Consider the following 20,662-nt stretch of genomic DNA (forward strand, 5'->3'; position numbering starts at 1 on the left):
CGGGATGAACGGTAACCGAACGCTCGCTCTCATCGCTCCGGCCTTTCTAGTCATCGGCATCTTCATGGTGCTGCCGCTGCTGATTGCAGTTGGCTATTCCTTCATGACCGCCAATCCCTACGGCGGTGTCACCATGCCGCTGACGCTGGATGCCTATGTGCAGTTCCTGTTCCAGCGCGATTTCGATGATACGCTGGTGTTTTCCTGGAGCTACGTTGTCATCATCGCTCGCTCGGTCTATCTGGCGGCGGCCACGACCTTTCTGTGCCTGGTGTTGGGCTTTCCCGTTGCCTGGTACATCGTCTGCCAGCAGCCCGATCGCCGACGCCTCATTCTCTTTCTGGTCACCCTGCCATTCTGGATCAACACGCTGATCCGCACCTATTGCTGGGTGCTGATCCTGCGCGACGAAGGTCTCGCCAATGGAGCGCTCAAGGCAGCGGGTCTGACGGCATCGCCGCTGCCGCTGCTCTACAATGACGGCTCGATCCTGCTCGGGTTGGTCTATACGTTTCTGCCCTTCATGGTGCTGCCGATCTATTCGACGCTGGAGCGCATCGATCCACGGCTGATCGAGGCGGCGCACGACCTCTATGCCAGCCGGATTGCCGTGTTCAAACGCATCATCTGGCCGTTGGCCAAGCCCGGCGTGCTGGTGGGAGCGAGCCTGGTGTTTGCCCCGGCGCTGGGTTCTTTCCTCGCTCCGGATCTGCTCGGCGGCGGCAAGAAACTGTTGATCGGCAGTCTCGTGCAGATGCAGTTCACCTCCTCGCGCAACTGGCCGTTCGGTGCAGCGATCTCGATCGTCGTCACGATCGCCGTGCTGGCGCTTTTTCTCGCCCGCTCGCGCAAGGCCGAAGCGGAGGTGCTGCGATGAGATCGGCAAAGCCCTTCACATGGCGCTATACGCCGGGCCTGTCGCCCTTTACCACGCTGATCCTACTGTTTCTCTATGCGCCGCTGCTGGTGTTGGTGGTCTATTCATTCAATGCCAACCGGCTGGTGACGGTGTGGTCGCATTTCAGCTTCGACTGGTTCGTCGTGGTTGCGCAAAACGATGACATCCGCCGCGCCGCCTGGAACAGCGTGGTGATTGCCATCGTCGCTACCATTGCCTCGACGGCGATAGCCACTGCCGGCGCCCTGGCGCTCGAGCGCGGTACCCTCGCGCGCGGTCGCGGCGTCATGGCCGCGATGATCGCGCTGCCGCTGATCGTGCCGGAAATCATCGTCGCCATCACCACGCTGATCTTCTTTTCGGCCATCGGCATGAAGAACGGACTGGTGAACCTGATGATCGCCCATACCGTCTTCTGCATCCCGTTTGCGCTGCTGCCGATCCAGGCACGGCTGCGCGACATGGGCGGCGTGCTCGAGGATGCGGCGCGCGACCTCTATGCCAGCGAATGGCAGCTTTTCCGGCGCGTAACACTGCCGCTTCTGGCGCCGGCCATCGCCGCCGGTGCGTTGATGGCATTCGTCGTCTCGCTCGATGACTTCCTGATCAGCCTGATGGTGTCGGGCGCCGGCTCCACGACGCTGCCGGTCTATGTCTACGGCATGATGCGGCTCGGCGTGACGCCGGAGGTCAATGCCATTTCCACCATCCTGCTGGGCGTTTCGCTGGTCATCGTGTCGGCGGCGCTATTGCTCGGGAGGCGCACGGACAACACGCGATAACTGGGAAAATCAGAGCAAAACAACAGAGGGAACAACAATGAAAAATCTGAAGAAGTCGCTCACCACCGCCTGCCTTTTGACCGGTGTCGCGATTGCGCTGCCGGGCCATGCGCTGGCCGATGCCGGCGAACTGCATATCTACAACTGGACGGACTACACGTCCGACGAGATGGTCAAGAAGTTCGAGAAGGAAACCGGCATCAAGGTGACGATAGACACCTATGATTCCAACGAGACGGCACTCGCCAAGCTCTCCTCCGGTGCCGCCGGCTATGACGTGATGATCATTAGCAATGACTTCGTGCCCATCTTCGTCGACCAGAAGTTGTTCCAGGATGTCGACGTCGCCTCGATGCCGAACTTCAAGAATCTCGATCCGAAATGGCAGAAACGCTCCTGGGACCCGGATGCCAAATACACGGTGCCGTGGGTATGGGGCACGACGTCTTTCTCGGTTGATACGGCCGTCTACAAGGGACCGACCGATACGCTGAAGACACTGTTCGAGCCCTCCGAAGACATGAAGGGCAAGATCGGCATGTTCGGCTCGCCAAGCGAGGTGATGTCGCTGGCGCTGCTTTATCTCGGCAAGGACCAGTGCAACACCAATGCTGATGACCTCAAGGCACTGAACGCGCTGCTGCAGGCACAGAAGCCATTCGTGAAGGTCTACAATTCCGATGGCACAACCGAGCGCCAGGTGTCGGGCGAGACCGTGATGCACCAGCAGTGGTCGGGCAAGGCGTTGGCGTCGCGGATCGAAAAATCCACGATCAAGTATGTCTATCCGAAGGAAGGCGCGATCGGCTGGATGGACAATGTCGCCGTGCCCGCAGGCGCGCCGGATCTGGAGAATGCCAAGAAGTTCCTCAACTTCCTGATGGATCCGGAGAACATTGCGCTTCAGCAGAAATCCACGGGCTACCAGAGTGCCGTGATGGGTTCGGACAAGTTCCTACCCAAGGAAACTGGCGAGTCCCCGGAATTCAACCCGCCGCAGGACCTCAAGATCGTTTTCGCGCCGTCCTGCCCCGAAAAGGCAACCCGCGCCTATGATCGTATCTGGACCGAGCTGCGTCAGTAACACGCCAATCTCAGGCATGCCGGCCCGAGCGGCATGCCGTTCAATCAACTGCCGCCAAGGCCATCCCAAAGGCTTGAGGCGGCCTCTGCATGAAGGACATGATCATGAACGAAGCCGTCAATCCCACGACGCTCAAGGGCGTTGCCGCTCCGCCGCCGCCCGCTCATCTCAACGTGCTGGCACCACTGACGCCGGACGAGATCAACATCGCCGCCGCCGTGGTCAAGGCGGATCCCGAGCTCGGAACTGGCGTCCTGTTCGAAAACATCGATCTGCGTGAGCCGACGCCGGCTGAGTACCGCTTGCATCTCGACGGTAAGACCTTGCAGCGTGAGGCGCGCGTCAACGTCAATCATCTCGACAAGCCGGGTGTCTGGCAACTGATCGTGTCGCTGGCGGATAAGAAGGTCATCGCGCGCAAGCATTTCCCGACCGCACGTGCTGGATTCCAGGTCGAGCAGATGGGCAGCGTCGAGGTCAACGTCAAGAACGATCCGCGCTTCATCGAGGCCTGCCGTCGGCGCGGGATCACCGACATGACCGGCGTCATTGTTGACTCTTGGTCGGGCGGCAATTTCGGCTATCAGGAAGAAGAGGGGCGACTAATCTCGCACACCTTCTCCTGGCTACGGGTAGCTGAATTCGGCAATTACTATGCGCATCCAATCGAGGGCCTGAATGCCGTCATAGACGTCAAGACCGGCGAAGTGCTGCGCGTTGACGAGCATTCGGATTGCCCGCCGATCCCGATGACGCGCTACGACTACGATCCGGAATTCCTTCCCGCGCCGGACGCGCCGCTGAAGCCCCTCAATGTCGTGCAGCCGGAAGGCGTGAGCTTCACCGTGCGGGATCATGCGATCTCCTGGGACAAGTGGACGCTGGCTATCGGCTTCACCCCCCGCGACGGCCTGGTTCTGCATGATATCCGCTATGACGGGCGGTCAGTCCTGCGCCGCGCGGCGATTGCCGAACTTGTCGTGCCCTACGGTTCGCCGCTCTATGGCCATGCCCGCCAGAACATTTTCGACGTCGGCGAGTACGGCTTCGGCAAGCTTACCAATTCGCTGAAGCTCGGCTGCGACTGCCTCGGCCAGATCCAGTATCTCGATGCGCATGTCAATGGCTTGCAGGGCGAGGTCGTGACCATTGAAAAGGCCGTCTGCATCCACGAAGAGGATGCCGGCGTGTTGTGGAAGCACTGGGATTTCCGCACCGGCCGCACTGTCCTGCATCGTGGCCGCAAGCTGGTGATCTCGTCGATCTGCACCGTCGGCAACTACGAATACGCACAGTACTGGTATCTCAGCCAGGCTGGCGAGATCGAATTCGAGATGAAAGCGACCGGCATCGTCAATACCAATGCCTGCCATCCCGGCCAGCCCGACAAGTATTCGGTCGAGATCCAGCCAGGCCTCGGCGCCCCGATACACCAGCACGTGTTCTGCGCGCGCTTGGACATGGCCGTTGACGGCGGCGGCAACAGTGTCGTCGAGACCAACAGCTACATGGAGTCGACCAGCGCCACCAATCCGCATGGCAACGCATTTTATGCCGAGGAAACGGTGCTGAAGACGGAGCTTGCCGCGGCTCGTCGCGCCGATGCCTCGACGCATCGCAGCTGGAAGGTCATCAATCCCAACAAGCTCAACCATGTCGGCAAGCCAGTCGGCTACAAGCTGCACGCACCCAATTGCGTGACGCCGATGATACAGGAGGACGGCCCTTCAGGCATCCGTTCCAACTTCATTCGCAACCACATCTGGGTAACGCCGTTCAATGAAAGCGAGCGCTATCCGGCGGGCGAGTTCGTCGCCAACTCGGACGGCAAGGACGGTCTCGCGGAACTCGTCAAGCAGGATCGCTCGGTGGAAAATACCGATATCGTGCTCTGGCATACATTCGGCCTTCATCACGTTGTCCGGCCAGAAGACTTCCCCGTGCAGCCCTGCATTTCCTGCGGCTTTTCGCTGGCCCCTGCTGGCTTTTTCGAAATGAACCCGTCCAACAACCTGCCGCCGAGCATGAATGCCGCAAGCGTGCTCGCCGGCGACACGAAAGGCAGTTGCTGCAGCTGATCTGCAAATCCTGCCTGCTCGGTTGGGCAGATGGGTGCAATCTTCCATGGTGAGAACATGACGCTGATGGTGGTGTGGAGGGACAGGCAGATGCAAATGGTGCTGACAGGTTGCGCGCTGACGGCGGCGCTGGCCTGGTCGGCCATGCTGTCTTTCGCGCCGATGCTCGAGGGATTGGTTTGCGGGCAGGCGGCGTTGGGTATCGTTGCTCCCGCCGGCGGTGATGAACGGGTGTTTTCGCTCATCACCATGTGGTCCTGCATGATGGTCGCGATGCTGCTTCCAGTCGCGGTGCTGGGATTGCTGCGTGGCGACGCAGTTCAAGCGGTGTCCGGCCGATCTGCCCTGGCTTTTCTCTGCGGTTATCTTGGCGTGGTGCTTGGGCTGGCGGTTGGCGCTGGCGTCTTGCAATGGGTGCTGGAGATTTCCGATTGGCTCAGTGACGATACACGCGGCGTCGATCCCGCCACGCGCGGGATGTTGCTGATCGCTGCCGCGCTCTATCCGGCCTTGCAGCATCTGGGAAAGATTCGCGGCTGTAGCGCTTATCGGCGGGGACGGTCAGCATCGCTGTCTGCGGGTTTTTCACATGGCTGCGGATCGATCGCCTGCTGCGTGGCGATGATTGCAGTCCAGTTTGCGGTGGGTTCGATGAGTGTCCTCTGGATGGCTGCGCTTTCGCTCTGGATGATGCTGGAGACCTTATCGCCCTTGCGTGAAAAGCTGGCGGCATTTTCGGCAATCGGGCTGTTGACCGCCGGCAGCCTGTCACTGGCCGGAGCGATGCTGTGATCGGAACATGCGCTTCAACCGACATCGAGAGGTAGACCGCGTATCCAGCTCGTACAGCCTCGAACGTTATCAGGTGCCATGCCGGGGTGGTCATTCCGGCAGGAGTACTTCCTTGTTTATTGTATAACTATATGGTTACTAATGCTCGAAGTTCTTGAGGGGCTGTGCATGCATGCGTCGATCGGGTAACACTCCCTGTATATGCGGCAAGAAGTGAACCGCAGGAAGCCAATCGAGGATCGGGATGAACGAGACAGTTGCAGCCGAAGGCAGCCAGGGGACTAGCGATGCTGCATCGCCGAGTTCAGCCGGCGCAGCGCCGTCCAGCAAGCGCTCGCGCTCCCGCGATCCCGAGCGGACCAGTGCCGCGATCCTGGCCGCCGCCACCAAGGAATTCGCCGAGCGCGGCTATGGCGGTGCCCGGATCGATGCGATCGCGGCACGGGCCGACATCAACAAGCGGATGCTCTATCACTATTTCGGCGGCAAGGATGCGCTCTATATCGCCGTGCTCGAAGGCAGCTACGTGGCGATCCGTTCGGCGGAGGCCCGGCTGCATCTGTCGGAAAAGACGCCCACTGAAGGCATGAGGGAACTTATTGTTTTTACGTGGCAATATTTCCTGAAGCACCCGGAGTTCTTGGGAATTCTCGGCACGGAAAATCTCAATAAGGCGAAGTTCCTCAAGCGTTCGGCGCGGATATTCGAACTCAATTCCCCGTTGGTCAGCGAGATCCATGGGCTTTTGGCGCGGGGTGTCGTCACAGGTGAGTTCCGAGAGGGGCTCGACCCCGTGAAGATCTACATGAGCATCGCGGCACTCGGTTCGTTTTTCCTGACGAATCGCTGGACGCTGTCGACTATCTTCGCGCGCAATCTTTCCGAGAAATCGGAAGTGGATGCTTGGGGCGAGCACATCATCGATGTGATCTTCGCCTATCTGCGCGGTTAAGCGCGTCGCTCTTTTCTTTCCATTTCCTGATTCTGCCGATGCGCATTTGGCTTGCCAGGTGCTTTGCTCGTTGTCGGTTGACAGCTGAATTTTTTGGTGCCAATTTGTAACTGTATAGTTATTTATGTGGAGGAATTCGGGTGGCGACAAAGTCCATCGGCATTATCATGCACGGCATTACCGGACGCATGGGTTACAATCAGCATCTGGTGCGTTCGATGCTTGCCATTCGTGATCAGGGTGGGCTTGCGCTCGCCAATGGTGACAGGCTGATACCCGACCTCATCCTCGTCGGGCGCAACCTCGACAAGATCCAGGCGGTTGCCGACAAGCATCACATTGCCCGCGTGGCCACCGATCTCGATACCGCGCTTGCCGACCCGCATAACGAGATCTTCTTCGACGCCGGCTCCACCCAGATGCGCGTGGCCCTACTCAAGAAGGCCATTGCTGCCGGCAAGCATGTCTATTGCGAAAAGCCGATTTCCGAGACACTCGACGAGGCTCTCTCGGTCGCCGCCTATGCCGAAGAGCGTGGCGTCAAGAATGGCGTCGTACAGGACAAGCTCTATCTGCCCGGCTTGCGCAAGATTGCGCTGCTGCGCGACAGCGGCTTCTTCGGCAAGATCCTGTCGGTGCGCGGTGAGTTCGGCTACTGGGTTTTCGAGGGCGATTGGGGCGTCAAGGCGCAGCGGCCGTCGTGGAACTACCGCAAGGCCGATGGCGGCGGCATGATCCTCGACATGCTGCCGCATTGGCGCTACGTGCTTGACGGCCTGTTCGGCGAGGTCAAGGCGGTGAGCTGCTACGGCGCCACCCATATTCCGAGCCGCGTCGATGAAAACGGCAAGACCTACAAGGCCGACACCGATGACGCCGCCTATGCGACATTCGAGCTTGAAGGCGGAGTGGTTGCGCAGATCAATTCGTCCTGGGCAGTGCGCGTCCGCCGCGACGATCTCGTGACCTTCCAGGTCGATGGCACGCATGGTTCCGCAGTTTGCGGCCTGATGAAGTGCTGGACGCAGCATCGCGTCAATACGCCGAAGCCGGTCTGGAATCCTGACCAGCCCCAGCCGATCAACTTCTTCGAAACCTGGGACGAGGTGCCGGAAACGCAAGGTTTCGAGAACGGTTTCAAGGCGCAGTGGGAGGATTTTCTTCGCCATGTCGTAGAAGACGCGCCATGGAAGTTTTCGCTGCGCGAAGGCGCCAAGGGCGTGCAACTCGCCGAACTCGCACAGAAAAGCTGGGCCGAGCGTCGCTGGATCGATGTTCCCTCGCTTAGCGGTGCTGCTGCGCTGAAGGTGGCCTGATCGATGCCCGTCACGCTTCATCTTCCGGGCCTCGATGGCAGCATTGTCGATTATGCTGTTGTCAACACTCCGATCGCGGCGCCAAGGCGACCTGCCTCCGGTCACAGGTTCAACCGGGTTGCCTATGCCGCAGCACACATCGTTGTCGATCCGCTCGCCAACAACGACCCATGGCTTGACCGCAATATTGACTGGGAGCGGACGATTGCATTTCGCGAGCATCTCTGGGATCTCGGTCTCGGCGTTGCTGAAGCCATGGATACGGCGCAGCGCGGCATGGGGCTGGATTGGCAAGGCGCGCAGGAACTGATCCGGCATTTGCAGTCGGCGGCGCGCAATCGCTCGGATGCGCTGATTGCCTACGGTGCCGGTACAGATCATCTGGCCCCGGGGCCTGACGTGACGATCGATGATGTCATTCGCGCCTATGAGGAGCAGGTGGCGTTTGTCGAAGGCGAGGGCGGCCGGATCATCCTGATGGCGAGCCGGGCGCTGGCGGCGGCTGCCAAGGGGCCCCATGACTACATCAAGGTCTACAATCGCATTCTCGGTGGAGTCAGAGAGCCGGTGATCATCCATTGGCTCGGCGATATGTTCGACCCAGCGCTAGCGGGCTACTGGGGATCGTCTGATCTCATGCAAGCCATGGACACCGCCGTTGATGTCATCAACGACAACGCCGCCAAGGTGGATGGCGTGAAGATCTCGCTGCTGTCGGCGGAGAAGGAGATCGCCATGCGCCGGCGGCTCGATCTCCGGGTGAAGATGTATACCGGCGACGACTTCAATTATGCCGAACTGATCGAGGGCGACGAGCATGGCTTTTCGCATGCGCTGCTCGGGATCTTCGATGCGATCGCGCCGGCGGCCAGCGCCGGGCTGGCGCGGCTGGCCCAGGGTGATCTCGATGGCTTCCATGCCGCGTTAGCGCCCACGGTGCCGCTGTCGCGTCATATCTTCAAGGCGCCGACCAGGTTCTACAAGACCGGCGTCGTCTTCCTCGCCTATCTCAACGGCTTCCAGAACCATTTCCACATGCTGGGCGGCCAGCAGAGCACGCGTTCCATCGTCCATCTCGCCGAACTGTTTCGGCTCGCGGATCAGGCGCGGGTGCTGCAGGACCCGGATCTTGCGGCCCAACGAATGAAAGCCGTGCTGGCCACGGCCGGTGTTTTCTAAGGCACGACCCGCCCTCAAGGGCGGGAACGCATTTATTTCGGGAGGAATGCCAGAATGGCCATCGAAGGCCTATCCATCAATCTCGCCACGGTGCGCGAGCAGTATGATTTCCACGGGGCGGTCGATGCCTGTCTGGAGCTCGGCATCACGGCGATCTCGCCTTGGCGCGACCAGATCCACAAGATTGGGCTCGCGGAAGCCGTGCGCATCGTCGAGGCAAATCATCTCAGGCTGACCGGGCTTTGCCGCGGTGGGATGTTTCCCGCCGCCGACAAGGAAAAGCGGGCGGCGGCCATCGACGACAATCTCCGTGCCATCGACGAGGCGGCGGCCCTGTATGCGGATTGCCTAGTGCTGGTGGTCGGCGGGTTGCCGGCGAGCTCGAAGGACATTCATCACGCAAGAGAGATGGTCGCCGAGGGCATGGCAGCGATCCTCCCGCATGCTAGGGCATCGGGCGTACCGCTGGCGATCGAGCCGCTGCATCCGATGTATGCCGCCGACCGCGCCTGCGTGAATACGCTCGAACAGGCGCTCGATATTTGCGACCTGCTGGGCGATGGCATCGGTGTTGCGGTCGATGTCTATCATGTCTGGTGGGACCCGAAGCTCCACGAGCAGATCGGTCGCGCCGGCAACCGAGGCAAGATTCTCGCGCATCATATCTGTGACTGGCTCGTGCCGACCACCGACCTTTTGCTGGATCGCGGCATGATGGGCGACGGCGTCATCGATCTCAAGCGCATCCGTGGCGTGATCGAGAAGGCCGGCTTTTCCGGCCCGCAGGAGGTCGAGATCTTCTCGACGAACAATTGGTGGAAGCGGTCCGGCGGTGAGGTCCTGAAGACCTGCGTCGAGCGGTTTCAGACTGTCTGCTGAGTAAATTTGAGAACCTGGAGGAGACGGACATGAGCTTTCAATCCCACAATCCGACGACCGGCGCGCTGATCGGCACCTATGAGGAGCAGAGCGATGCCGAGGTCGAACGCCTGATCCAGCAATCCCATGACGCATGGAAGAGCTGGTCGCAAAAGCCGATTGCCGAGCGTACCGCGTTCCTCATCCGGCTGGCCGACCTATTGGAACAGCGCGCCGACGAGTACGCCGCGCTGATCGTCTCGGAAATGGGCAAGCCGTTCAGCGAGGCCAAGGGCGAGGTCAACAAATCAGCGTTCGGCGCCCGGCATTTTGCCGCCGACGGTCCGGCCTATATCGCTGACGAGGTGGTCCCCGGCACGCCGTCGAAGATCATCTACCAGTCGATCGGCCCGATCTTCGGCATCATGCCGTGGAACCTGCCGTTCTGGCAGGTGCTGCGGTTCTTCATTCCTGCTGCCTTGGTCGGCAACACGGTGATCGTCAAGCACGCCGAGACCGTGCAGGGCTGCGCAGCGGCGATCGAGAAGCTGGTGCTCGATGCGGGCGGGCCGGCGGGGCTCTATACCAATCTGGTCATCGACCGGAAGCGGGCACCAAAGGTGATTGGAGATCCGCGCATTGCCGCAGTAACGGTAACCGGCAGCACGCTGGCCGGCCAGACGGTTGCCCAGCAGGCCGGTTCTCTGGGCAAGAAGGTGGTGCTGGAACTCGGTGGGTCCGACCCGTTCCTGGTGTTTGCCGATGCCGATTTCGACAAGGCGGTGCAGATGGCCGTGACGTCGCGGTATTCCAACAATGCCCAGAGCTGCATTGCCGCCAAGCGCCTGTTCATAGAGGAGTCGATCGCTGAGCGCTTCACCAAGGCCTTTGTCGAGGCGGTGGGCAAGATTCCGGTGGGTGATCCTATGGATGCCGCAACCAAGCTCGGCCCACTGGCGCGCAGCGATATCCGCGACAATGTCCAGCGGCAGGTCGATGACGCGGTCAAGGCCGGCGCAAAAGTGCTGGTTGGCGGCAAGCCGATCGCCGGACCCGGCAATTTCTACGAAGCGACCGTGCTGTCTGGATTGCCGCATGATGCCAAGGTGGCGCGCGAGGAGTTCTTCGGGCCGGTGGCGATGCTGTTCACCTTCAAGGACGAGGATGAGGCGATTGCGCTGGCCAACGACACAGAATACGGTCTCGGGGCGACTGTCTGGAGCGGCAATCCGGAGCGCGCCGACCGTGTGGCCTCAAGGATCGAGGCGGGCGCGGTGTTCATCAACGATTTCGTGCGTTCGGACCCGCGCGCGCCATTCGGCGGCATAAAGGGTTCCGGCTTCGGCCGCGAACTCGGCGGGCTTGGCGCACGTGAACTGACCAATGCCAAGCTGGTGTGGCGCGGCGGCTGAAAGCTGTCGATGCACAAGGTGGATTCAAGATGTGAAAGAGCGTTCACGCGGCGGGGTTACCGTCCGTGGTGTGGGTTTCGATCCCTTTCGGCATCAGCTTCGCTGAAGCCTGTCGGGTTTTGTCTGCTGCGCAAACGCAGAGCGATTTGCTTCACAAACGCAGATACGGCCGGGGCGCATCAGTCGCCTCGTAAGTAATAAATATATGGCGCATGATGCGCCCCGTTTCGGTGGTTTTTGCCTGTGAACCTGAAGCTCTGCTTCCCCACCGCGACAGTGCGCCCGGTGGGGAGATGTGTGCCTCTAAGGCACGTCCGCGGCCAGTCGCGCTCTTTCGAACGCCGCCGGAGAGGGCTCCGTTTCTCACAGGCCCCCGGAAAGAGAATTTACGTCGTCCTCTCCAACCAGGCACCGACCCCACCTCGCTGTCACGCCTGACAGTGTATCCGTGATGGGACGGGAATCAGTATAGGCGGAGTTTGGAGGGCGGGGATATTTGCAGGTAATATATTGATAATGTTGGTGTATTTCGCTTCATACGATTGACGATGATTTGCCTCATGAGCCCCTCATCTGCAATTTCTATCGTTTAGCAATTGCGCGAACTGTTGTGCTTCGAGGAACCCTCTCCGGGCGCAATCGCTAAGCCGATGAAATTGCTTCTTCTCCCACAAGGGGAGAAGCAGAGCTGCGGCGCTGCTCCGACTTTACCTCTCCCCCTGTGGGAGAGGATAGCAAGCCCGCGAGAGGCGTAAGCCGATCGCTTGGGTGCGCTTGGTGAGGGGTGCTTTGAACGCCCGACGAGCACTCACCCCACGGTACCATGCAACTCCGCCAAAATCTTCCTGACGACAAAATCGAGGTCTTTCTCGATCTCCTCGTTCCAGAACCGCAGCACGCGAAAACCCTCTGCCCGAAACAGGGCATCCCTCACTATATCTCTTGTGCTTTCCGCATGCCGGCTGCCGTCGACTTCGACAACCAACCTGGCATCGAAGCAGACGAAATCGAGAATGAAGCCCTTGAGTGGAACCTGTCGTCTGAATTTCGCGTCGCCGATCTGGCGGCCCTTCAACTGCCGCCAGAGCATTTCCTCGGCCTTGGTCGAGTCGATCCGCATGGCGCGAGCAGATTTTCGATGCTGTTCGGGTGGCTCATGATGGGGCATGGCAAAGTAGTGACGCGAAAAATTGAACTGTGCAACTGGATTTGGCGTTGCGGTTCACCCCTCACCAACTCCGGCCAAGAGCTCGCTCCGCCCACTCGGCCTGCGTATCCTCTCCCACAAGGGGAGAGGCAAAGTCGCGGCGGCGCATCCTCCCCACCTCTCCCCCTGTGGGAGAGGATAGCAAGCCCGCGAGAGGCAGAGCCGATCGCTTGGGGGCGCTTGGTGAGGGGTAGTGCGCTCACGACGCCCAAGCATCCTCACCGCTTCAGCTCATATTTCCCCGCCTTGCGATCATAGACATAATCCACCGAATATCCGGCGCTGTTATTGCTGAAATTCACATAGATCGCGTCGCCGTTCGGAGTATCCTTTTCGACGTTCCTGTAGATCGTCGTCATCAGCGTTCCCGAGGTGCAGATGTCGTCGTCTTTGAAATGGATGGTCTGGTCGACCTTCCTGCTGCGCTTGTTGATGATCTGCAGTGTTTCCATGCAGATGCCGGTCTCACGGCTGGTGTAAATCCCGGAAAACATGTGTTTCTTGGTCTGCGCCCAGAAGGGAATCTCGACCGTTCCCTCGACCTTGCCGGGGCCGGTATCGTCCAGCATGCCCACCTTCTTGAGTGTGACGGGATATTTCGCAGTACCCCTGTTCCAGGTGCCGGTCGCGCCGCTTTCGTTGATGTCGAGTGAAAGCGGGCAGGTGCTGGTGTCGATGGGCGTTTTGGAACCCATGATGATTTTCTGGTGAAATTCCCTGTCGTCGGCTATTTCGCAAAGTTCCAATCTGGTGCCGTTGGCCTTGCCGTAGATCGCCGCAGGGCTTCGCTTGGCATCATAGAAATAGCTGCCCTCGGCGGTAATGCCGCTTCCGAAGCCGTCGTATCGCTGTACGGAAAAGTGGACGGGATCCGGCCCGACAAAGCCGATGTAATTTTCTACATGATACCAACCTGCAACGGCCTTCCCGCTGAACAACAGCAGGCAAGTGATCGTGGGTAGGAAATATCGCTTCATGCCAACTCCGTGTGCTCCGTGCGCTAAATCCGATTCTGAGGTCCTAACCTAGGACGTTGCCGCGGCTGGAATATTCACGCGCTCGAGATAATTGAGACGGATCTTGAAAAACAGTTGCCAGAAATTGCAACCGTTGATGTCATCGGGCATATCATGTGGATGGCTTTGTGGGGGAGGACCAGCGGATGCTCAAGACCTATACAGGTGGGTGCCATTGCGGCGCAGTTCGGTTCGAGGTGGATGTCGATATCAGCGCCGGCACCGGCAAGTGCAACTGCACCTTCTGCACCAAGGCGCGGCTGTGGAGCGTGGATGCCAAGCCGGAGGTCTTCAGGCTGCTCTGCGATGAGACCAGCATTGCCGACTACCAGCTCACCAACATGGTGGCGCATCACACATTCTGCCGGACCTGCGGCATAAGGCCGTTCGAATGGGTCGATGTGCCCAACATGACCGGAGCCAAGTACTACAACATCAATGTTGCCTGTCTTGACGGCGTCGATCTCGACGAGCTGATGGTGGCGCCGGTGACCTACTATGATGGCCTCCACGACGACTGGGGATCGACGCCAGCCGAGGTGCGGCATCTGTGATCAGCTAGCGGCGGAAGGCGAACCAGCGAATAGCGATGGCGATCGCTATTCCGAGCAGCGGCCATTGCGCCCAGAACGTTCCGCTCCAGGACAGAATATTGATCGCTGTTACGCCGAGGCCGGTAACGATCAGCACGGTTGTCCGCCGGTCGAACCAATTCTGGCTGCGTGCCCATTGGAGCGCGGCGATAAAGGCCAGAACGAGCACTGGCCATTTCGCCCAGAACGAGTCCCTTGAGGCCAGCAGATTGATCGCTACGAGCGCGATCGAAATCACCAGCAGCAGACCATACATTCTGGCGCTGCCCGGTGTGAACACCACCACCTCTTTTTCCGCGACCGCCCTCTGCGGCTCGGGCTGCTGGAAAAAATCGTGTGGCCGTTCCTTGGGTGCATCTCCGGCCGCATCACCGATCAGCACCGCATAGCTGGGGACGCCTTCGCTGACATTCTTGACGATCAAATTTCCCAGAAAATCGAAACCGACCGACATTTTGTTGCGGACCTGGTCGTAGACGGTGTGGGAGATGACGATGCCACCCGGTTGCGCCGAGCTTTGCAGGCGCGCGGCAATGTTGACGCCGTCGCCATAGATATCGTCGCCGTCGACGATGATGTCGCCGAGATTGATGCCGATGCGGAACAGCATCTGACCATCCGCAGGGCGCGAGGCATTCAGGCCGGCCAGTTCGTTCTGAACGTCAATGGCCGTTCGTACGGCCTCGACAACGCTCGGAAACTCCGCGATCAGCCCGTCGCCCCAGGTATTGATGACCCGCCCGCCATGGGCCTCGATCAATCCACCCATCAACTCCCGATAGCGTTTGAGGGTGGCAAGCGTGCCTTCCTCGTCGGCGCCCATCAGGCGCGTATAATCCTGCACGTCGGCAGAGAAGATCGTCGTCAGCTTGCGACGCGTTTCGGCCATATGTCCGTGCCTCTCGTTCATCTGCGCTCTCCGCATAGAGTGGTCGCAGGTAGATATGCGGTATCAGGGGCAGGATTTAAAGAACCACAGCACGAAGTTTTGCAATTGCTAAGCAGCTTTTGCGAGAGTCTTGCGCGCGAGATAGACTGCACCCTCGACCGGGCCGACCGTGAGCTTGCGGACCTTGAGCTGCGGATGCGCCTTGTGAACGGCCCGCTCAAAGGCATCATAGAGCCTCGGCTGGTTGACGATCACGCTGCCAGCCACAACCACCTCGGAGCCGACCGCACCGCGCGCCAGCAACTGGCCGACGAGCGCGGCGAGGCATTGCGCGCCTTCGACGATCACCTTGTTAGCGAGTGCCGAGCCGGCCTCGGCGGCCGCGAACACTGCAGGGCAATGTGGCGCCCAGTTTTCCGATGTCGGGTCGTCGTTGACGCGGCGCGTCAGCCGTTCGGCGTCGCTGACGCCAAAATCCGCGATCAGTGCAGATAGCAAGCCGTCGTCCGGCTTGCCTTCGTCGAGCGCCTTCAGCGCCGCTCGCGATGCCTCGCGCACCAGAGCTGCGGCGCCGCCTTCGTCGCCGATGACGGCACCCCAGCCACCGGCTGATATGTGGGCGCCGTATGCATCCTTGCCGATGCCGATGGCGCCGGTGCCGGCGATGATGCCGATGCCGTTATCGAAGCCCGCCGCCGCAACGATCAGGGCTGCGTCATTGACGACGGTGGCGTGGTAGCCATGCGTCGCAAGGGCTGCCTTGAGGTCGCGCGCGATGGCTGAACTGTTGATTCCCTGCGCGCCGAAGGCCAGGGAGACGATGTTGATGTCGGACGGGACATTCGCCCTGAGCTTGCCGGCCAGCCAGGCGGCGCCCTGGTCGATCGGCTCGGCATCCCAGTCCTGGCTGGGGATCTGCGTGTCCAGCAGGCGCTTGCCATCCACGGTTTCGATCACGAGATGCGCCTTTGTGCCGCCGATATCCAGCGCGATGATGCAGTCTTTCATACCGGTTATTCCCTAGGCGACCTTGGTATCGTTGTGGTGGAACACGAAGGCATCCGGATCGTGTCCGCGGGCAATGGCGGTTTCGACAGCCAGCGTCTGCATAACAAGCGATTCGAGAATGGGCCGCTGCGCCGCCGACAGAGCCGGGATGGCAATATGGTCGAGATGGGGTTCGGCGGCAATGTCCAACGGGCTGACGAGGATCGTCTCGTGGCCGGCGCGCGCCAATGTCCGGGCGAGATCGGCCTCACGTTCCTCGCCGAACAGGATGTGCACGCCCTTGCCGGCCGATTCCATCGCGCCGTGCAGATATTGCCGCGTCGACATGCCGGTCGAGGGCAGGCGGGCGATTTCGCGAAACAGCAGCGAGCCGACTTCGGCCGAGCCGACCGAGGCGGCGCTGGAGGCGCAATCGAGATAGGTGGCGGCAGCCAGTTTGTCGATCAGGGGCCCGGTGGCCCGGCTGAGCGTTGATTCCAGCATGCGGAAGGCTGCGGGCAGGGCGGACCAGGACGGGTCAATCGCGCCACCATCCCAGGCTTCGGCGATCATGCCGAGCGCCATGATCGTGGCGGTGTAGCCGATGGTGGAGGCGTAGCTGTCGGGGATTCCGCCCAGCGAGATATTGGCAGCGGAAATATTGGCGATCGGCGATTCCAGCACATTGACCACCGAGATACGCAGGGCTCGATCGATGGTGTTGAAGACCGCGAGCGTCTCCGCGCTCTTGCCGCTCTGGGAGACGCCGACCAGAGGATGCGGTGTCGTCGGAAAGGGCAACGGATATTCGCCGGAATTGAGGCGCCAGGAGTGGATGCCGCGGGCACGAAGTGTCCAGACAGCTGCGGCGCTGGCAGCAAAGCTTGCGCCAATGCCGAGAAAGATAGGGCCCGGCCCGGCAAGTTTGCCGTCGGCCTGTGCGCTGCGAACCTCGCCACTGACGCGGCTGACGGCCGCTTCGAGCGCATCGGCCTGCGCGGCGCGTGCCTCGGCAAGGGTTATGTATCCTTTGATCACCTGCAGTCTCCTAAAGTCTGTCATCGGCCCGTGTTGGTCCGGGCCCGCGAACCATGTCCGCGTGTCTAAAATCGTTGTGTTGTCTGCGACGCTATCCGCCTGATTTTCCGATGCGGGAAAACGAAGTCCTTAATCGATAGCGGTCGCCCGCATAGGTGATGCTTGACGAGCAGACTGGCCTGCCGTTGCTGTCTTCGATCAGCTGCCACATGGCGAGCACCGGCATGCCGACCTCAATGCCGAGATGACGGGCCAGCGTGAAATCCGCCGCGCGCGCCTCGATGGTCGAATCGGCGCGGGCAAGATCGAAGCCCGCATCCATCAGCAACCGGAACAGCGAAGCGGTGCTGAAATCCACCGTCGAGACATCAAGGCCGCGGATGGCCGGAAAATACGAGACGTCGACAGCCACCGGCACGCCATCGAGCCGGCGGATGCGCTCGAGATGAAAGAGCGGCGAGCCGGGCGCGACCGAGAGTTCTTCTGCCTCGTCGAGCGTGGCCGGAGCCTCCTGGGCACGCAGCACGTCGGAGGAGGGCACGAGGCCGAGCCGGGCGGCCGTCTCGCTGAACGATTCCAGCGTTTGCGGGAACTCCTGATGGGCTTCGGTGGCGACATACCAGCCGCGGCCATGAGACGACACAAGCACCCCGGTGTTGACCAGGCTGTGCAGGGCCTTGCGCAGGGTCACACGGCTGATCGACAGCCGGGTCAGCAGGTCGCGCTCCGGCGGCAGGCGGCTGCCTGATGTGAGCTTTGCCGATGCGATCTCGCGGGTGATCGCCCTGGCAGCCTGCTGCCACAGCGGTTCCGGCGAATTCTCATCCAGGGGCGCTGTTGTGCCGACCTTGCTGACCATCAGTTCACCGCCACCTTTTCCCACTGCTTCGTCTTCATCGAGCGATAGCACGCGTCGATGATCCTGTTGACGATAACACCATCTTCATAGGTTTCCACCGGCGGCTTCTTTGCCACGAAGCAATCCACGAAATGCCGCATCTGCTGGGAAAAGCCGTAGGCGCGCGTTTCTTCCGGCACCGGATAGACCCAGCCGGTTTCGCTGTCCGCCTTCTCGACGGTGTAGCCGACCGGCTTGCCGACAAAGCCCCAGACGGGCCCGACGGAACTGTCGGTAACAATCCGACCCTCGGAGCCGACCAGCTCGTGGCGCAACTGCATGCCGCCCTTTTCGATCCAGGACGATTCGAGCGTGGCAAGTTCGCCGCCGGCGAATTTCAGCAACACGATGCAGGCATCTTCGCCCGTCGTCTTGTCGGAGTGAACCATGGTTGCGCCCCAGCCCATCACCTCGATGACCGGATTGTCCTTGCCGAAGAAATGGCGGGCGGATTCGACGGTGTGGCAGCCCATGTCAAGGAGCGCGCCGCCGCCGGCCGTCTCGGCGTCCCAGAAATGCGGCGCATGCGGGCCGGAATGGCCTTCGCGGGCACGCATGGTCAACAGCTTGCCGATGCCGCCTGCCTTGAGCATGTCATAGGCCTTGGCGATCTTGGGGGAGAAGACTGCGCTTTCCGCGTAGCCGTGCCAGATACCCGCATCGAGCACGATCTTCAGCATTTCGGCCGCTTCCTTCTCGGTGCGGGCCAGCGGCTTGGTGCAGATGACGGCCTTGCCATGCGTGGCTGCAATGCGGGTTGCCTCGAGGTGGACCTCATTGGGCAGGGCGATGACGACGATATCGACATTCGGGTCGGCGCAAAGCTGATCCATCGACGCATGGGCCGTCACATCCGGTCCCCACTTCTTGGCGAATTCTGTGGACCGTTCGGTGCTGCGCGAATAGCAGGCGACCAGTTGCGCGTTGCGCACGTCGAGCAGCGAATCCGCATAGCAGTCACCAATGAAGCCTGACCCCAGCAAGCCGACACCAATCATTCCCGTCCTCCCTCAATGCTATTCGTTCATGCCATAACACATGGATTGACCGCATACCACATGATACAAAAATGGGAAAGAAAAAATATAACTTGTCACAACTGGTATTGAGAGGTATCGTCTGGCCCGTAGATCGCAGTTTCGGGAGTGGGGCTGCGACGGGAGAAATTTTTAGCCTTTCAAAGGGGAGAATAAGAAATGCGTTCAAAGCATGGTTTGATGGGGTGCGCCCTTGCCATCGCGACGCTGGTTTCCAGTGGCGCGATGGCTGAGCAGGTCACCCTGAAGCTGGGAAGCTGGCGGACGGAAGACCTCGCCGTCTGGCAGGACAAGATCCTGCCCGCGTTCGAGGCGAAGAACCCCGACATCAAGGTGGAATTCGCCCCGATCAATACCAATGAATACAACGCCGCCATCCAGTCACAGATGGAAGCGGGTGCAGGCCCGGACCTGATCACTTGCCGTCCGTTCGACGTCAATCGCGAATGGATCAAGCGCGGCTATTACGCGCCGCTGACGGACCTCGAAGGCCTCAAGAATTTCGACGAGACGTCGCGCGCCGCCTGGACCGACGACAAGGGCACGTCCTTCTGCCTGCCGGTCGCCGCCGTTCTCGCAGGCTTCTTCTACAATATCGATATCTTCAACGAACTCGGCATCCAGCCTCCCAAGACACAGGCCGAGTTCATCGCCGTGCTGCAGAAGATCAAGGACAGCGGCAAGTATGAGCCACTCGCCTATGGCGCGGCCGATTCCTGGCAGCTGGCCTATAACGGCCTCTACAATGTCGGTCCGACCTACTGGAAGGGCGAGGAAGGCCGGCTCGGCCTGATCGACGGCAAGAAGAAGCTGACGGATCCGGAATTCGTGGAAGCGTTCAAGGCATTCGATGCATGGAAACCGTTCCTGCCGAATGGCTACCAGAGCCTGAACTATTCCGACATGACGCAGCTCTTCACCATCGGCAAGGCGGCGATCCTGCCGGATGGTTCTTGGGACATCAACCAGGTGACCTCGACCGGCCTGAATGTCGGCGCCTTCGCTCCGCCGGCGGCAACGGATGGCGGCGATCGATACATGCAGGAAATGCCTGACATGGCAATCGGCATCAATTCCAAGAGCGCCCACATGGATGCCGCCAAGACCTTCGTCAACTGGCTGGCGGGTCCTGAATTCCAGGAGCTCTATGTCAACGAAGCTCCCGGCTTCTTCGCCATGAGCAACCAGAAGGTCACCTACAAGAATGCGCTGGCGCAGAAATGGGCCGACCTGAAGACCGGTGCCAAGCTGACGCCGCGGCTTGCGCTCGATCGCCTGTCGGCCGGCAATCCGCCGCTCGACGACGAAACCTGGCGCGTGCTGCAGACGATGATGAACGGCGCTGACGTGACGCCTGAAAAGGCTACGGCCGAGCTGCAGAAGGGCCTGTCCTCCTGGTACGGTCCGCAGCAGAAATAAGTGACAGTGTAGGGCCTCGTGTGTCGCTTCGCGGTGGCACATGAGGCCCAATTCTTATCTACTATTTGCGTTTGGACTACGGAGACTGGTGTGACGGTGGTGAATATTTCGATGGATTGTGCTCCGGGAGCACCCGGATCGAGCCTTAGCGCGCCTCCGATTAGGGGCAGGATAGTTCCATTCGAGCCATCGCTCAGCGCTGCTTGGTTTGCTGCCTCTTCTCCCCA

The 20,662-nt window shown here is 60.5% G+C and carries 19 protein-coding genes; 12 read left to right on the forward strand and 7 right to left on the reverse strand.

Annotated features, from left to right (window positions below):
• Positions 1 to 4: 4 nt before the first annotated feature.
• The 10 genes from ACXHRN_RS08635 to ACXHRN_RS08680 all read left to right on the forward strand — a co-directional run bounded on the left by ACXHRN_RS08635 (position 5) and on the right by ACXHRN_RS08680 (position 11,351).
• Positions 5 to 877, forward strand: a complete 873-nt coding sequence (locus ACXHRN_RS08635) for an ABC transporter permease (RefSeq protein WP_488640910.1) — start codon at positions 5 to 7, stop codon at positions 875 to 877.
• Positions 874 to 1,680: an ABC transporter permease gene (locus ACXHRN_RS08640; RefSeq protein ID WP_488640911.1), complete on the forward strand. Its 807-nt coding sequence runs from the start codon at positions 874 to 876 to the stop codon at positions 1,678 to 1,680. Before ACXHRN_RS08635 ends, ACXHRN_RS08640 begins: the two co-directional genes overlap by 4 nt.
• Positions 1,681 to 1,717: 37 nt before the next feature.
• On the forward strand, positions 1,718 to 2,764 hold the full coding sequence (locus ACXHRN_RS08645) for an extracellular solute-binding protein (RefSeq protein ID WP_488640912.1): 1,047 nt from the start codon (positions 1,718 to 1,720) through the stop codon (positions 2,762 to 2,764).
• An 89-nt stretch (positions 2,765 to 2,853) separates the two neighbouring features.
• Positions 2,854 to 4,842, forward strand: a complete 1,989-nt coding sequence (locus ACXHRN_RS08650; protein WP_488640913.1) for a primary-amine oxidase — start codon at positions 2,854 to 2,856, stop codon at positions 4,840 to 4,842.
• Positions 4,843 to 4,872: 30 nt separating this feature from the next.
• The gene (locus ACXHRN_RS08655; protein ID WP_488640914.1) at positions 4,873 to 5,634 is read left to right on the forward strand and encodes a copper chaperone; all 762 of its coding nucleotides are present in this window, start codon (positions 4,873 to 4,875) and stop codon (positions 5,632 to 5,634) included.
• A gap of 244 nt (positions 5,635 to 5,878) precedes the next feature.
• Positions 5,879 to 6,586, forward strand: a complete 708-nt coding sequence (locus ACXHRN_RS08660) for a TetR/AcrR family transcriptional regulator (protein ID WP_488640915.1) — start codon at positions 5,879 to 5,881, stop codon at positions 6,584 to 6,586.
• Between the two features lie 167 nt (positions 6,587 to 6,753).
• Positions 6,754 to 7,902: a Gfo/Idh/MocA family protein gene (locus ACXHRN_RS08665; RefSeq protein ID WP_488641863.1), complete on the forward strand. Its 1,149-nt coding sequence runs from the start codon at positions 6,754 to 6,756 to the stop codon at positions 7,900 to 7,902.
• Positions 7,903 to 7,905: 3 nt separating this feature from the next.
• Complete coding sequence (locus ACXHRN_RS08670; RefSeq protein WP_488640916.1) at positions 7,906 to 9,081, forward strand: dihydrodipicolinate synthase family protein; 1,176 nt, start codon at positions 7,906 to 7,908, stop codon at positions 9,079 to 9,081.
• 54 nt (positions 9,082 to 9,135) lie between these two features.
• Complete coding sequence (locus ACXHRN_RS08675; protein WP_488640917.1) at positions 9,136 to 9,960, forward strand: sugar phosphate isomerase/epimerase family protein; 825 nt, start codon at positions 9,136 to 9,138, stop codon at positions 9,958 to 9,960.
• 29 nt (positions 9,961 to 9,989) lie between these two features.
• Entirely contained in the window at positions 9,990 to 11,351 is a 1,362-nt protein-coding gene (locus ACXHRN_RS08680; protein ID WP_488640918.1) for an NAD-dependent succinate-semialdehyde dehydrogenase, read from the forward strand.
• An 808-nt stretch (positions 11,352 to 12,159) separates the two neighbouring features.
• Here the strand turns inward: ACXHRN_RS08680 and ACXHRN_RS08685 are convergent.
• Together ACXHRN_RS08685 and ACXHRN_RS08690 are read right to left on the reverse strand one after the other, a co-directional pair.
• Positions 12,160 to 12,519, reverse strand: a complete 360-nt coding sequence (locus ACXHRN_RS08685) for an endonuclease domain-containing protein (RefSeq protein ID WP_488640919.1) — start codon at positions 12,517 to 12,519, stop codon at positions 12,160 to 12,162.
• Positions 12,520 to 12,776: 257 nt separating this feature from the next.
• The gene (locus tag ACXHRN_RS08690; protein ID WP_488640920.1) at positions 12,777 to 13,535 is read right to left on the reverse strand and encodes a hypothetical protein; all 759 of its coding nucleotides are present in this window, start codon (positions 13,533 to 13,535) and stop codon (positions 12,777 to 12,779) included.
• A gap of 185 nt (positions 13,536 to 13,720) precedes the next feature.
• Between ACXHRN_RS08690 and ACXHRN_RS08695 the strand changes: the two genes are divergently transcribed.
• Positions 13,721 to 14,128, forward strand: a complete 408-nt coding sequence (locus tag ACXHRN_RS08695; RefSeq protein ID WP_488640921.1) for a GFA family protein — start codon at positions 13,721 to 13,723, stop codon at positions 14,126 to 14,128.
• A 4-nt stretch (positions 14,129 to 14,132) separates the two neighbouring features.
• Here the strand turns inward: ACXHRN_RS08695 and ACXHRN_RS08700 are convergent, their stop codons facing one another.
• From ACXHRN_RS08700 to ACXHRN_RS08720, 5 genes are all read right to left on the reverse strand, one after another.
• Positions 14,133 to 15,056 carry an adenylate/guanylate cyclase domain-containing protein gene (locus ACXHRN_RS08700; RefSeq protein WP_488641864.1) on the reverse strand — a complete coding sequence of 308 codons (924 nt, stop codon included), beginning with the start codon at positions 15,054 to 15,056 and terminating at the stop codon, positions 14,133 to 14,135.
• A gap of 108 nt (positions 15,057 to 15,164) precedes the next feature.
• On the reverse strand, positions 15,165 to 16,064 hold the full coding sequence (locus tag ACXHRN_RS08705) for an N-acetylglucosamine kinase (protein ID WP_488640922.1): 900 nt from the start codon (positions 16,062 to 16,064) through the stop codon (positions 15,165 to 15,167).
• A gap of 12 nt (positions 16,065 to 16,076) precedes the next feature.
• Positions 16,077 to 17,081, reverse strand: a complete 1,005-nt coding sequence (locus ACXHRN_RS08710) for an SIS domain-containing protein (RefSeq protein ID WP_488640923.1) — start codon at positions 17,079 to 17,081, stop codon at positions 16,077 to 16,079.
• A 91-nt stretch (positions 17,082 to 17,172) separates the two neighbouring features.
• Positions 17,173 to 17,991: a GntR family transcriptional regulator gene (locus ACXHRN_RS08715; protein ID WP_488640924.1), complete on the reverse strand. Its 819-nt coding sequence runs from the start codon at positions 17,989 to 17,991 to the stop codon at positions 17,173 to 17,175.
• The gene (locus ACXHRN_RS08720; protein WP_488640925.1) at positions 17,940 to 18,977 is read right to left on the reverse strand and encodes a Gfo/Idh/MocA family protein; all 1,038 of its coding nucleotides are present in this window, start codon (positions 18,975 to 18,977) and stop codon (positions 17,940 to 17,942) included. Before ACXHRN_RS08720 ends, ACXHRN_RS08715 begins: the two co-directional genes overlap by 52 nt.
• 198 nt (positions 18,978 to 19,175) lie before the next feature.
• Between ACXHRN_RS08720 and ACXHRN_RS08725 the strand changes: the two genes are divergently transcribed.
• Entirely contained in the window at positions 19,176 to 20,435 is a 1,260-nt protein-coding gene (locus ACXHRN_RS08725; RefSeq protein ID WP_488640926.1) for an ABC transporter substrate-binding protein, read from the forward strand.
• The last annotated feature ends 227 nt before the right edge of the window (positions 20,436 to 20,662 follow it).

The organism is Shinella sp. OV683 (genome assembly GCF_057787725.1).